This is a genomic window from Gemmatimonadota bacterium, assembly GCA_041390125.1.
GTDB lineage: Bacteria > Gemmatimonadota > Gemmatimonadetes > Longimicrobiales > Gaopeijiaceae > JAGQIF01.
The window spans coordinates 114,989-129,144 of record JAWKQN010000010.1 but is presented as its reverse complement, the minus strand read 5'-3'; the positions used below and the strand labels follow the sequence as shown (position 1 = coordinate 129,144).

The window sequence follows — 14,156 nt, the reverse complement described above, 5'->3', positions numbered from 1 at the left end:
GTCGTGCGTCGAGCCGACGATACCGTCCAGCAGCTCGAGAGGATCCGCGGACGCATCCAGAAGCTGGCGCAGGCGCCCCAGCGTCTGCGCGACCTGGAGGCGGAGCTGATGCAGCTGCGGGCGGATTCCGCCGAGGTGACCGGAGACCTCGAGGTGCGCACCATGGAGTGGCTGCGCGAGCGCCAGGACGCCGAGACCAAGCTCCAGGCCTACCGCTCGCGCGCCCGCGAGCTGAAGGCCAAGATCGAGGCCCTGGAGGTGGTCGGCGCAGGCGCACCCTGCCCCACCTGCGGCCGGTCGCTCCAGGACCACTTCGGCTCGGTCATGGGCGACCTGGCGGACGAGTGGGACAAGCTGGTCCAGGATGGGCGCTGGTGGCGGCGGCGCAGGGAGCAGCTGGAGCTCAAGCCGCCGGCGCTCCAGGAGCTGGAGTCCCGGTCCTTGCGGCTGCACGCCGAGATCGAGGCCCTGGCCGAGCGCGTGGAGCACGGGCGCAGTGCCCTGCGCGAGCTGGAGGATCTACGGGAGCACGCTGCCACCCTGGAACGGACCCAGGCCATGGACGCGGGCACCGACACGTTGGAACCCTGACACCCCGGCCGCGCCGGGTGAGGAGAGCACGATGAGGTCGTCTGGACGGAGATCCCGGGCCCTGCCGCTCTGGATCGCCACGCTGTCCCTGTGGTCCGCGCACCCGCTGAGCGCCCAGGAGGCGGGGGTCATCCCCAGCATCGAGGAGAGGACCCGCGGCGCGGAGGCGATGCGGGGCTTCTTCACCCTCTACTGGCACGCCGACACCGGCACGCTCTACTGGGAGATCCCGGAGCTCGACACCGAGTTCCTGTACCAGATCTCCATGGGCTCGGGGCTGGGGTCCAACCCGGTGGGGATCGACCGCGGGCAGTTGGCGGACACCCACGTGCTCGAAGCCAAGCGGGTGGGCCCGCGCGTGCTGCTGATGGAGCCCAACTACCGCTATCAGGCCCGCAGTGACAATCCCGTCGAGGTCCAGGCCGTGCGCGACGCGTTCGCGCCCTCCGTGCACTGGGGCTTCGACATCGTGGCACAGACGGGCGGGCGGATCCTCGTGGATGCGACGGACTTCTTCCTGCGCGACGCCCGGGGCGTGATCGAGACGCTGGCGCAACGCGGTCAGGGGCGGTTCCAGCTGGATCGCACGCGCAGCGCGCTGCACCTGCCGGCCACGAAGTCCTATCCGGACAACACCGAGGTGGAGGCGACGCTCACCTTCACCTCCAGCGAGCCCGGGGGCCTCGTGCGCGGTGTGGCCGCGTCCGGCGAGGCCGTCACGCTGCGGCAGCATCACTCGTTCATCCGGCTTCCGGAGCAGCCCTGGGTCACCCGGACCGCGGATCCGCGCATCGGGGTCAACGGCCCCACCATCTACGACTACGCGACGCCGATCGACGAGGACATGCGTCTGCGCTTCGTGGCGCGCCACCGGCTCGAGCGGCGTACCCCGGGGACGGAGCCGTCCGAGCCGGTGGAGCCCATCATCTACTACGTGGACCCCGGAACGCCCGAACCCATCCGCAGCGCGTTGATCGAGGGCGCGAGCTGGTGGAACGATGCGTTCGAGGCCGCGGGCTTCATCGACGGCTTCCGGGTCGAGGTCCTCCCCGACGGTGTGGATCCCCAGGATATCCGCTACAACATCATCCACTGGACCCATCGCAGGACGCGCGGCTACTCGTACGGGAACTCCGTGGTCGATCCGCGCTCGGGCGAGATCCTGCGTGGCGTCGTCAACCTGGGCAGCCTGCGGCTTCGTCAGGACTATCTGCACGCGCAGGGCATGGTACCCCCGTTCCCCGGCGGCATCTCGTCCGCCGACGGGCAGGGATGGCTGGATGCGGCCTGGGACACCGGAGCCGACCGGCCCTACTGGGACTCCTGCAACCTCTCCGATGCGCCCGACTTCGAGTACCTGGCGCAGGTGGCGCCGAACAGCGAAGCGGTGGAGATGGCGTTGGCGCGCGTGCGGCAGCTTTCCGCCCACGAGGTGGGCCACACCCTGGGATTCCCGCACAACTACATGGCCAGCTCCTACGGCCGTGAGAGCGTGATGGACTATCCGGCGCCGTACGCGCAGATCGACGCGAATGGCGACATCGACCTCTCCGAGGCCTATCTGCGGCGGATCGGTGAGTACGACAAGATCTCCGTCAACTGGCTCTATCGTCAGTTCCCTTCGGGCACGGACGAGGTCCAGGCCCTGAACGCCATCGTCCAGGAGAGCCTGGATCGGGGCCTCATCTACATGGGGCACACCAACAACAACTTCATCGGTGCCGGACACCAGTACGCCAGCGTCTGGGACAACGGCTCGAACCTGGTGGACCACCTCAAGCTCGAGATCCGCGTACGGCAGATCGGGCTGGAGAAGTTCGGTACCGACATGATCCGCCCGGGGCAGCCCATCTCCGACCTGGAGTACGTGCTGCTGCCGCTCTACATGCACCATCGCTTCCAGATGCGCTCCGCGGCGCAGAGCCTCGGCGGAGCCGACTACCGCTATGCGCTGAAGGGCGACGGGCAGGTGCCCCTGACCATCGTGCCGGGCGCAGAGCAGCGGGATGCGCTCGAGACCATCCTGGGCACGTTGACACCGGACTTCCTGGCGCTGTCCGAGGACATCGTGGCCATGATGCCACCGCTGGCGGACCGGTTCGACGAAGGCGAGGACTTCCCCGGCCATACGGAGCTGCTCTTCGATCCGCTGGGCGCTGCGGAGGCCGCGGCGGCGTTCGCGGTGGGAGAGATCCTGCATCCGGCGCGGCTGGCCCGCATCGTGGTGTACGGCAGCCTGGACGGGGACTATCCGGACCTGGAGGAGGTGTCCGATCGCCTCATCGAAGCCACCTGGGGTGTGACCGCCCAGCGCAGCGAGTACCGGCAGAAGGTGCAGAACATCATCCAGCGCACCGTGGTCGATCAGATGATGCGCCAGGCCAGCCTGGAGGGGAATCCCGCCGAGGTCCGGGCCATCCTCGCCGACCGCCTGGACCGATTGGCGGACCGCATCGAGGGCCAGATGAACGCGTCACCACACGCGCGGCTGGTGGCGGCCGACATCCGTCGCTGGGAGACGCGCGCGGAATCCACCATTCCCGGGCCGGCGCTCCAGATGCCCGCGGGCGACCCGATCGGAGGCGGCGGCAGCACGCGCAGTCCGGGTTGATCGCCTGGGGTCCGGGTTGATCACCTGACGTCGTAGCGCACGGGACGGGCCCGGCCGAGACGGCCGGGCCCGTCGCAGATCCGCCGCTGCGGCTCAGCGCGTCACCCACACGGGTTGGATCCACGCCCGCCGCCCGCCGGAGTCGACGACGCGGGCGCGCACGTAGCCCTCGTCTCCGCGCAGCGCGTAGGACGCATCCAGTCCGCCCACACGCGCGAGCTCCGTTCCGCCCGCACCCACGAAGACGGTCGTGTATCTGAAGTCTCCCTGGGGGCGGATGCGGATGCGGATACGGGTGGGCTCGACCTCCACCGTCTCGAGCTCCGGCCCGGTCGACGCGTAGAACCAGCCCTTCTCCAGGTTCTCCAGGATCTCGCGCGCATCGAGCCGGGAGGCCCGCACCACCACCCAGGCCCGTCCCGGATTCGCACGATCCGCGGCGAACTCGCCCTGGAAGTGGTGGGCATCGTCCACCGCGATCCCGTAGATGCGCTTTCCGCCGGTGAGCAGGTAGTCCCAGATCTCCTCCAGACCGGGACGGTCGTCCCCACCATGGTTGTGCACGGTGGGGTGGCCGTTGTGGATCTCCAGGAGCTTGTCGTTGCGCACCTGCGCCAGCACGTCCTGCGGGATGGCCCAGCCGAAGTTGGGGTGGTTGATGTGCGGGACGCCCTCCACCTCACGGATGGCGTCCACGTTCGCCTGTACGGTCGCCAGCAGGCTCTCCGCGCTGCGCGGCTCCACCAGCCCGGGAAGGCCCAGGCCGTTCACGTGCACGGGCGCCCGTTCGAAGCTCGACGTCACCTCCTCCCCGGGGATCAGCAGGAAGGTGGAGTCGACCAGATGGGCCAGGGTGGCCGGATCCGTGAAGACGTTGTGGTCGGAGAGGACCAGGAAGTCGTATCCGTGCTCCTTGTACCAGCCGGCCACGTACTCCGGAGGTGAGTCGCCGTCGCTCTCCAGCGTGTGCGTGTGCGTGTTCCCCTTGAGCCAGGACAGCGTGGAGGGCGGCCCCGGCTCGAAGCGCGCGGTCTGCGCGACGGCGGGAGCAACGCTCGTGAGAACGAGAACGGTGGCGAGCGCGGACGGGTGGGGTCGGTTGGGCACGGCGGTCTCCTCTGGGGTCCACTGCGCAGAATGCTGCCCGGCGCGCCTCTCCGACAGGCCCGCTCGCGCTGCGGGGCTGAGGGCTACGCAATCGTTGCTCACCCGTTGCGCCTTCGTTCACGGCCCGGACCATGAAACACGATCCGCGCACGGAGCGGCTCTCGCCCCGAGAGGCCCCAGCAGCCGGAAGCGCAGCGTGGGCGCGGGATCCGTCCCTTGGCGGTGCGACGGAGCGAGGCTTGCGGGATGCATAGAGGTTCCTGAACACCCGAGAACGAGGAACCACGTATGTCCCATTCCGCGACCGACACGGTGCGGAGCGCATTTCGCATGCTGGCCGCAGTGGCGTTCGTGTCCACCGGCGCCACGCTCTCCGCGTGCGACGACGACGACAACGGCCTTGAGCCCGGCGAGCCTACCGAGGCCGCGTTCACGCTCCGGATCGAGAACGTGGGCGAGATGCACGAAGTGCTGAAGTCGGGGTCGTTCGACACCCCCGTCGGCGCTTCTGCACCCGCCGCCCTGCTTCCCGGCGACGCCTATGAAGTCGATCTGACGGCCCCGCCGGGCGCGCACTTCTCCTTCGCCACCATGTTCATCCCGTCCAACGACTTCTTCTTCGCGCCGGACGAGGACGGCATCCCGCTCTACGATGCCAATGGCGACCCGGTCGACGGTGTGGTGACCTCGCAGATCATGCTGTGGGACGCGGGGACGGAAGAGAACCAGGAGCCCGGGCTGGGTGACGACCAGGCCCCGAGCCAGGGCGACCCCGACACGGGTGCGTCGGATCCGGACATCTCGGTCCGCCCGGCGGCCGACGACTTCGGGAACCTGCCCGATGTGGAGGACGTGATCGAGGTGATGGTGCAGCACGACAGCGCGCAGCGCTTCACCGTGATCATCCAGAACGTGTCGGACTCCACCACGTTGATGACGTCCGACGGCGGTCGACAGGCGGTGCCGCTCTCCCCGGGCGCCTGGGTGCTGCACACCGAGTCGGCGCCGCTCTTCACGGCGGGTGATCCGCTCGAAGACGACGGCCTGGAGGCGATCGCCGAGGACGGCGACCCGGCCACGCTCGCGGACAATCTGGAAGAGCGGTCCGGCGTGACCGTTCCGCTCTCTCCCGGCGTGTGGGCGGTCTACCAGGGTGACAACCCGGTCTTCACCGTCGGTTCCGCCGATGCCGACGACGGCCTCGAGGCCATTGCCGAGGACGGGGATCCCACGGCCCTGGCGGCAGCGCTCGGCGCCGCGACGGACGTCGACGCCAGCGGCACGTTCACGATGCCGGAGGGCAGCGCCACCGCCGGTCCCATCGGGCCCGGTGAGGCGTACGAGATCCAGTTCACGGCCATGGAGGGTGACCGACTGTCGTTCGCCACGATGTTCGTGGCGTCCAACGACCTCTTCTATGGGCCCGAGGACGGGATCGCGCTCTTCAACGGCGACGTGCCGGCCAACGGCGACCTCACCGCGCAGGTGGGCCTGTGGGACGCCGGCACCGAGGTGAACCAGGAGCCGGGCGTGGGGCCCGACCAGGTCCAGCGGCAGGACGGACCCGATTCGGGTGAGGACGAGGACGGGATCATCCGCGCCATCGCCGACGTCGAGGATGGATACTTCTATCCGCCCGTGGGCGACATCATCCGGGTGACGATCGTGTCGACGCCGATCGTGAACTGACGCGGAGACCCGGCGACGTGGCCTGAGGCTGCGTCTGCCGGGACGGACACACGGGAGAGGGTCGGAGGCGGTCGCGTCTCCGGCCCTCGTTCCGTGGGTGCCTCGAGCGGAGGTTTCGTGGGGGGGGCTCTGTCTCGGGCCCGTCACCCCAGCAGGGACGCCAGGGCGCGTCGCGCGGCGAACAGACCGGCCCCGGTGCCCACCACACTGGCGATGAACGCGGTGAAGAAGGACACGTGGGCGCCGATCGCCCAGCCGAGCCAGCCACCGAGGGTCATCCCCAGGAATCCGAAGAGCTTGTTCATCGCCTCCTCCCGCGGGCGGGTCCAGGGGGCACCACGCCGCCTCGAACGGGGCGGGCGGGCCCCGCCCGGGGCCTGCAATCCCCGCGCCCGCACCTCGCGAGGGTGGGGCGGGGCTGGCCGACGAAGGCCGATCCGCGACCTTCCTCGCCATGCACGCGCCTGTCACGCCCCGGACGATCCTCCACCTCGCGTGGCCCATCGTTCTCGCCAATGCGGCCGTGCCCCTCCTGGGCCTGGTCGACACCGCCGTGATCGGGAATACGGGCAATGTGTCCGCGTTGGGCGCCATCGGGCTGGGGGCGCTGGTCTTCAGCTTCCTCTTCTGGGGCTTCGGCTTCCTGCGCATGGGCACGACGGGCTTCACCGCCCAGGCCGCCGGTCGCGGCGATCCGGCGGAGGTCCGCGCCACGTTCGCGCGCGCACTGATGCTGGCGGGGGTGCTCGGCTCCGGGCTCGTCCTGCTGCAGGTGCCGCTCGGTCGGGCTGCCCTGGCCCTGCTCGGGGCGCAGCCGGACGTGGAGGCGCTGACCGAAGCCTACCTGCGGATCCGCATCTGGGCCGCTCCGGCGAGCCTCGGGGTCTTCGCCGTGCTCGGGTCGCTGATCGGCCTCGGCAAGACCCGCCAGGTGCTCGTCACGCAGGTCTTCCTGAACGGCGTCAACATCGCGCTGGACGTGCTGTTCGCGGGCGTGTTCGGATGGGGGGTCCGTGGGATCGCCCTGGGTACCGCGCTGGCGGAGTGGAGCACGCTCGTGGTCGGATGCGGCCTGCTGGTGCGGGTCTTTCAAGCTGAGCGCACGGACAGCGAGCCCTTCTGGCCGCGTGCCCGCATCCTGGATCGCGGCGCCGCGCGCGCGATGATGTCCGCGAACGCGGACATCATGATCCGGACGCTGTTCCTGCTGCTCGGCTTCGGGTGGTTCACCAACCAGGGCGCCCGCTTCGGCAACGACATCCTCGCGGCGAACCACGTCCTGATGCAGCTCGTGACACTCAGCGCGTACCTCCTGGACGGCTACGCGCACGCGACGGAGATCCTCGTGGGTCGAGCCGTCGGCACGGCCCGGGTGGACGCGTTCGACCGTGCCGTGCGCCTGTCCACCTGGATGGCGGCACTCACCGCGATCGTCCTCGCCACCCTGGTGCTGCTGCTGGGCACGCCGCTGGTGCACGTGCTCACCGACCTGCCGGACGTACGGACGGTGGCCGTGCGCCACCTGCCATGGACGGCCCTCTACGTGGCGCTGTCCTTCGCGGCGTTCCAGCTGGATGGGGTCTTCATCGGAGCCACGGGCACGCGCGCCATGCGGAACGCCAGCGTCCTTTCCTGCCTCGTCTTCCTGGTGCTCTCGCTTCCGCTGGCGCGGTGGGGGGGCAACACGGGGCTGTGGCTGGCGTTCGTGACGTTCGTGGTGGCGCGCGCCCTCACGCTCTGGAGGCGCTACCCGGCGCTTCGCGCGCGGGTGCGCATGCGCGGGTGAACGTCGGTGCCCGCCTACGGGGACCCCTGGTTTCCGTGATCGAGGTCCGCGGCGATGCGCCACGGTGCATCGGCAGAGTCACGCCGGAGCGCCAGCAGGAAGCGACCCATGTCGCGGGTGGCAGCTTCCTCCGCGTAGCCGTACGAGCCGGCGATCCAGCCCACCGTCCCGGACGTGGCGAACGCGTGGGCCCGCAGCCGCAGGTCCCCACCGGTCGAGGCGTAGGCGTCGAGGATGGCGGCACGTCCGCGCGTCCATCCGTGGGGACGAGGCACGAACCCGTCTTCCGTGAACAGCCGGGCCAGACCCTCCGCGTCCCCTCCGGACCACGCCTGCTCGTAGTCGCGCAGCACGCGCTCCAGCTCCGGCGGCAGCTCCACGGAGGGGAGCCGGCCGGAGGCCTCCTGGGCCGGGAGCGGGGGGACGTTCCATCCCCCGGAGACCAGGGCGATCAGCAGGGCCCCGAGCGTGGAGCGGCGGGCAAGGACCGACATGGGCGTCTCCTGGGTGGAAGCGGGATGGATCAGGACGGGGGCCGGTGCCACATGTCGTACACCATGCGCCAGCGGCCGTCCGGTCCGCGACGCCAGACCACGAGGTAGCGACCGGAGGCGGTCTGCGCCTCCTCCTCTCCGATCCGCCACGTGTTGGACCACTCGCCCACGTCGGTGGCGAGGTCGCCCTGTACGTCCAGCCGCTCCGACGTCATGGCGTGCGCGAGGTTCGCACGCCGCGGTCCCGGTCCGAAGTAGCGTTGGATGGCCGCTCGCCCCTGCACGGTCCGTCCGGGCGGGAGGACGAGCGCGTCCTCCGTGTAGAGCTCGGCCAGGCGGGCCGTGTCTCCGTCCACGTATGCGTCGGAGAATGCGCGGCTCGCTGCGACGATGGCCGCGGAATCCGCTGCGGGGTCCGTGGAGGACGGCGCAGGTCCCCGGCCGCATCCGCTGCCCACCACCAGGGCGAGCCCCCCGAGACACCGTCGCGCGAATCGTCCCATCCCATCCTCCCCTCGTCGGTGCCGCCGGCTCCGCCGCTCGGCTTCGGGTCCCCTCAGTCGGTCGTTCCCGGCTCCAGAGGCGCGCGCTTGTCGGATGCCTCCGCCCGCTCCCCGGGTTGCTGCCCTTCCCCCCAGTAGAACGTCATATGGGGGAAGGGGATCTCCACCCCCTCTTCGTCGAAGCGGTTCTTGATCCGCCGCCGCAGCTCGCGCGATACGGCGAACTGCTCCTGCGGCAGGGTCTTCACGCTGGCGCGGATGACGACGGCGCTGTCCCCGAGATCCTGGACCCCCAGGACCTCGGGTGCCTCCAACAGGCGCGGAGCCCAGGCCGGGTCGCGGTGGAACTCCTCCACGATGGACGCGAGCAGCGCGATCACCCGGTCCACGTTCTCCTTGTACGCAACCCCGATGTCGAGGACGGCCTTCGACCACGACTTGGTCAGGTTGCTGACGCGGGTGATCTCGCCGTTGGGTACGATGTGGACGACACCGTGCAGGTCCCGCAGCGTCGTGGTGCGCAGCGTGATGCGCTCCACCTGTCCGGAGACGTCGGCGATGCGGATCACGTCCCCCACCCCGAACTGGCTCTCGAGCAGCATGAAGGTGCCGGTGATGACGTCCTTGACCAGCGACTGTGCGCCGAAGGAGACGGCCAGCCCGAGCACGCCGACGCTGGCCAGCAGCGGGCCGATGTCGATGAAGTTGTCCAGCACGGTGAGCGTGGCCAGGGTGGCGATGACCACGAAGGCCACGCTGCCCAGCAGGCTGGCCAGGGTCTGGCTCCGTTGCAGCCGAAGCCGCCGGGTCACGGGGTCCTCGTCGGCCACCTCGCGCTGCACCATCCGGCGGATCAGGGCCTTCACCAACCGATACGCCACGATGGCCACCAGCAGGATGACGGCCGTGCGGACGAGCTCGGGGAGGAGCGCCTGCGCATCGAGCGATCCCCGGAAGCGGGCCGGCTGTGCGCTTTCCTCCTGCGCCGCGGGCAGGAGCTGCGCGGTGAGCGCAAACGTCGAGGTCGCGGCCCTCAACTCCCCAGGTCTCCCCAGGCCTCGGCCCGCTCGCGGTAGCGCTCCATGGCCTCGGCGTCGCGCCGCTGCGCGGCAGCCTGCGCGAGGGAGTAGTACGTCCACGAGTAGTAGTTGGGGATGCCGATGCTCGGTCGGTCGGGCCAGGCGTCCCAGGCGTCCGGGATGCCCCCGCGATGCACGAAGACGTGCTCCACCAGCCGACGCGTCCGCTCCACGTCCAGCCAGTACCCGATCACCGGTGTGAGCGGACTCTCGTCGAGCTGGATCACGCCAGGGGGCATCGAGTCCGGCGACGGAACGGCCGGGAGGAGCTTGTACGCCAATCCCTGGCGCATCAGGAAGCGGTCCAGCCCGAGCGCGGAGGGCGCGCCGCTGCCGCTCGACGCGAAGTAGATGGGTCGCTCGCCCATTGACTCGGCGATGATGCTGATGGCGAACTGGTGCCACGGCTGCAGGTACTGGCCGCCCGGCAGGACGGCGTCGATGGGACCGACGCGGTAGCGTGTGTCCTCGCGGATGGGAATGATGGTGTTCGCCACCCGTGTCAGCGTGGTGTCGGGCACGGACGTGATGGCGCGCTGCGGGAGCACCAGCGGGCGGTCGAGCGGCAGCAGCGTTCCCTCCCCGGCGTCGGTGGGTGCCGCCGCTACGGCCTGCGCGTACAGCGGATCGCTCGAGCCGACATACCGTGGTCCACCTTCAGCGGGCTGGTAGGATCGCTGGCAGGTGATCAACGTGGGGTCGTCCGCCCAGGCCTCAGGCGCGGCACAGGGCTCCGTCAGCGCCTTCAGCTGCCGCACGTACCAGTCGGTGTTCAGGTACGACGTGACGATCACGGTCACGTCGCGACGGATGCCTTCCACCTCCTGCAGATACCAGAGCGGGAACGTGTCGTTGTCGCCGTTGGTGAAGAGCACCCCGTAGGGCTCGACGCTCTGCAGCAGGTTGTAGGCCCAGTCGCGCGCCGAATAGTCCCGGCTGCGGCTGGCCCACCCGAAGTTGAGGAGCAGCGGGACCAGGGCCAACGCCAGCACGGGCGCGCCCAGGAGCGCCCGACCCGTGCGCGCGCCCGCCCAGCGCCACAGCGTTGCGATCCCCACGCCCGACCAGAGCCCCCACAGCGAGAAGCTGACGATGAAGAAGTAGTCGCGCTCGCGTACCTCGTGCAGCTCGGGATCGTTGACGGGCGCGGCGATCGAGAAGCCGTACCGGAAGTTCAGATAGATGACCAGGCCCAGGGAGAGCGTGCCCAGCAGCACCAGGAAATACAGACCGGAGCGCCGGTCCCGCCGCAGGTGCTCGGTCCCACCGATCACCCCCAACGCCGTGAACAGCAGCGTGACGGGCAACCGGAGGGACGAGAACACCACGTCCGTCGCACCCAGGGAGCGTGCCCACTGCCAGTCGAAGTACTGCAGGTAGTTGGCGATCTGCGAGTGGATCGGCGCCAGCCGCGGGAACAGCGGCGGTTTGTCGTACTGCTGGCGGCTGAGCGCGGCGGAAAGCTCCGCGCATCCGGCCTGGCCCCAGCTCAGCACGCTCACCAGGGCTCCGCCGACCGAGCCGCACGTCGGACTGGCCTCGTTGATGATCGGCCCCAAGCCCGCTCGGATGGGGAGGAACAGGTGGACGGAGAGGCCTGCGCCCAGCGCGATGAGGCCGGCGACGTAGAGTCGCCAGTTGATCAGGCTGCGGGGGTGCACCACCGCCACATAGACGAGCAGGGCGGGCGTGGCCAGGAAGGCCATCAGGTGGTTGGCCACCGACAGGCCCAGGATGAAGACCACCAGAACGAGCAGGTTGTCGTCCTTGCCTTCCCCGAGGTGCTCGCGCCACTGGAAGATGAGCCAGGTCAGCAGCGCGATCGTGAACAGAGAGACCGTGTAGACCTTCTCGTTCACGTTGGACTGATTCCACACCGTGAAGGCCGTCGCGGACACGGCCACCGCTGCGGCGGCGCCCACCAGGCGGAAGCTCCGGCCTTCATCGAAGGCGCGCAGCACGCGATGGACGACCAGGAACCACAGCCCGTGCGCGCCGGCACCCATCGCCGCCGAGAACAGGTTGATGCGCACCGCGGTCGACAGCCCCAGCGGCGTGAGGAGGATGTCCCACGTGCGCGCCAGCAGCACGAACAGTGGATTCCCGGGCGGGTGGGGGATGCCCAGGATGTGCCCGGTGGCGATGTACTCGCTGGCGTCCCAGTACTGCGTGGTCCGCGCGAGCGTGAGCGTGTAGAGCAGGAAGACGGCCAGCCCGGCGAGCAGCGCCGCGCCGTAGGGAGGCCGCTCGCGCGTGCGCGTCCCGGCGCCGTCCAACGTCGGGTGGGATGGGCTCACGCGTCCGTCTCCGCACGGAGGTGCAGGCAGGCGGAGGCGTCCACCTCCACCGTCCAACCGGACGGCACCCACACGGTGCCGCTGTACTCGGTGATCACCAGCGGGCCCCGCAGTCGGTGTCCCGCCCGGAGCGACGCACGCTCCACGCGCGAGCCCTGGGCGTGCGCGCCGCCTTCGTACACCGGATGGGGCCGAAGGGGCGCGGCGTCCCGGACGTCCGGGAGCGTCGGGAACGGCGCGGCGGGCCCGGACGCACGGGCGTCGCTGCGCACGGTCACCACCTCCACGACCGCCTCCCGTCGCTCGTAGCCATAGCGCGCCCGGTGGGCGGCGTGGAACCGCTCGAGCCAGTCGTCGGCCGGCACGCGCAGCTCGAAGCTCTGCCCGCGGTAGCGGGCGTCCACCTGGCGCTCCACCTCGATGGACTCGTCCGCATCCGACTCGCCGGACAGAAGGGCGCGGGCCTCCGCGTCCGTCTCGGCCAGCGCGTCCCGCACGCGGTCCTCCAGACCGTCCTGGCCCGTGTGCGCGAGCAGCGTGCGCACCGCCGTGCGGCTCACTGGCGCCACCAGCATCCCGAACGCGGAGAGCAGGCCCGGGTCGGGGGGCACGAGCACGGAGGCCGCGCCTAAGGCGCGCGCCAGCTCGGCGGCGTGCAAGCCGCCGGCCCCCCCGAAGGCCACCAGCGTGAAGTCGGCCGGATCGAAGCCCCGCTCGACGGAGATCACCCGGAGCGCCCGCACCATGGCGGTCTCCGCCACCGCCAGCACGCCTTCGGCGGCGCGCTCGGGCGTCGAGCCCAGCGCCTGCGCCAGGGCGGTCAGCGGGGCCCGTACGGCCTCGCGGTCGAGCTCCCGGTCCCCCAGGAAGGCGTCCGCCGGGAGGCGGCCCAGCCAGACGTTGGCGTCCGTGACCGTGACCTGCGTGCCTCCGCGACCGTAGCAGATGGGCCCGGGCACCGCGCCCGCGCTCTCCGGCCCGACGCGGAGCGCTCCTCCGGGGTCGACCCGGGCGAGGCTGCCGCCACCCGCCCCTACGGTGTGGATGTCGATGACCGGCACGGCGACGGGCTGGCCGTCGATCTGGAACTCCCGCGTGTGCAGCGGGCGACCCGGACAGAGCGAGACGTCGGTGGAGGTACCGCCCATGTCGAACGTGATCAGGCGATCGAGGCCGGTCCGCTCCCCCCAGGCCAGCGCGCCCACGACGCCCCCGGCGGGCCCGGAGAGCACGGTGTGGACCGGCTCGGCGCGGGCGCGCTCGGCGGACAGGGCCCCTCCATTGGAGCCCATCACCCGGAAGCGGCGCGCTCCGGCCTCACGGTCCAGGCGTCCCAGGTACCGGTCCATGAGCGGACCCACGTACGCGTTGACCACGGTGGTGGAGGTCCGCTCGTACTCCCGGTACTCCGGCAGGATGCGGCTGGAGACCGACAGGGGGACCCCCAGGTCCGCCAGCGCCGCGGCCACCCGCTCCTCGTGCGCCGGATCGGCGTAGGCGTGGAGCAGCACCACGGCCACCGACACGGCACCGGCCAGGCGTTCCGGCAGGGCGGTCAGCTCGGCGGGGTCGAGCGGCTCCAGCTCGGTGCCGTCGGGCCCGAGTCGTCCGCGCACCCCGACCCGGTCTTCCCGCGCCACCAGCGGCGGCAGCCGGTGACCCACCAGGGCGTAGAGCTGGGGCCGGTTCTGGCGGCCGATCTCGATCACGTCCTCGAAGCCGCGGTTCGTGACCAGGTGGACGCGGCTGCCCTTGCGCTCCAGCAGGGCGTTCGTGGCCACCGTGGAGCCATGGATCAGATGGAAGGGCTCCCCGACCGGAACGAGCGCCCGCACGCCGTCCAGGACGGCCTGGGCGGGATCGTGCGGGGTGGAGGGGACCTTCAGACGCTCCAGCCCGCCCCCACCGAGGGAGACCAGGTCGGTGAACGTGCCGCCGGTGTCGACGGCGACGATGCGCAGGCGGGGAGGCGAGGACACGGGCGGGCCGTCAGGCTGGA

General features: G+C 70.7%; 11 protein-coding genes. 4 read left to right on the top strand and 7 right to left on the bottom strand.

Annotation, left to right across the window (positions count from 1 at the left end):
- Positions 1–3: 3 nt before the first annotated feature.
- Positions 4–591 carry a hypothetical protein gene (locus tag R3E98_12355; protein ID MEZ4424194.1) on the top strand — a complete coding sequence of 196 codons (588 nt, stop codon included), beginning with the start codon at positions 4–6 and terminating at the stop codon, positions 589–591.
- A 31-nt stretch (positions 592–622) separates the two neighbouring features.
- Entirely contained in the window at positions 623–3,202 is a 2,580-nt protein-coding gene (locus R3E98_12350) for a zinc-dependent metalloprotease (GenBank protein MEZ4424193.1), read from the top strand.
- A 93-nt stretch (positions 3,203–3,295) separates the two neighbouring features.
- Here the strand turns inward: R3E98_12350 and R3E98_12345 are convergent, their stop codons facing one another.
- Positions 3,296–4,309 carry a CehA/McbA family metallohydrolase gene (locus R3E98_12345; GenBank protein ID MEZ4424192.1) on the bottom strand — a complete coding sequence of 338 codons (1,014 nt, stop codon included), beginning with the start codon at positions 4,307–4,309 and terminating at the stop codon, positions 3,296–3,298.
- 288 nt (positions 4,310–4,597) lie between these two features.
- On the opposite strand from R3E98_12345, the gene R3E98_12340 reads away from it, so the two are divergent.
- On the top strand, positions 4,598–5,998 hold the full coding sequence (locus R3E98_12340) for a spondin domain-containing protein (protein ID MEZ4424191.1): 1,401 nt from the start codon (positions 4,598–4,600) through the stop codon (positions 5,996–5,998).
- Between the two features lie 143 nt (positions 5,999–6,141).
- Here the strand turns inward: R3E98_12340 and R3E98_12335 are convergent, their stop codons facing one another.
- On the bottom strand, positions 6,142–6,303 hold the full coding sequence (locus tag R3E98_12335) for a hypothetical protein (GenBank protein ID MEZ4424190.1): 162 nt from the start codon (positions 6,301–6,303) through the stop codon (positions 6,142–6,144).
- A gap of 149 nt (positions 6,304–6,452) precedes the next feature.
- Between R3E98_12335 and R3E98_12330 the strand changes: the two genes are divergently transcribed.
- Entirely contained in the window at positions 6,453–7,784 is a 1,332-nt protein-coding gene (locus R3E98_12330) for an MATE family efflux transporter (protein MEZ4424189.1), read from the top strand.
- A gap of 14 nt (positions 7,785–7,798) precedes the next feature.
- On the opposite strand, the gene R3E98_12325 is transcribed toward R3E98_12330, so the two are convergent.
- Genes R3E98_12325 through R3E98_12305 form a run of 5 tightly spaced genes read right to left on the bottom strand, consistent with a single transcriptional unit; the run spans position 7,799 to position 14,136 of the window.
- Entirely contained in the window at positions 7,799–8,278 is a 480-nt protein-coding gene (locus R3E98_12325) for a nuclear transport factor 2 family protein (GenBank protein MEZ4424188.1), read from the bottom strand.
- A gap of 29 nt (positions 8,279–8,307) precedes the next feature.
- Positions 8,308–8,781, bottom strand: coding sequence for a DUF4440 domain-containing protein (locus R3E98_12320; GenBank protein ID MEZ4424187.1), 474 nt, complete (start codon positions 8,779–8,781; stop codon positions 8,308–8,310).
- Between the two features lie 53 nt (positions 8,782–8,834).
- Positions 8,835–9,818, bottom strand: a complete 984-nt coding sequence (locus tag R3E98_12315) for a mechanosensitive ion channel family protein (GenBank protein ID MEZ4424186.1) — start codon at positions 9,816–9,818, stop codon at positions 8,835–8,837.
- Positions 9,815–12,157 (bottom strand): DUF2723 domain-containing protein, encoded by a 2,343-nt coding sequence (locus R3E98_12310; GenBank protein MEZ4424185.1) that lies wholly within the window; start codon positions 12,155–12,157, stop codon positions 9,815–9,817. The genes R3E98_12315 and R3E98_12310 overlap by 4 nt, the downstream gene beginning before the upstream one ends.
- The gene (locus tag R3E98_12305) at positions 12,154–14,136 is read right to left on the bottom strand and encodes a hydantoinase/oxoprolinase family protein (GenBank protein ID MEZ4424184.1); all 1,983 of its coding nucleotides are present in this window, start codon (positions 14,134–14,136) and stop codon (positions 12,154–12,156) included. The genes R3E98_12310 and R3E98_12305 overlap by 4 nt, the downstream gene beginning before the upstream one ends.
- Positions 14,137–14,156: the final 20 nt, after the last annotated feature.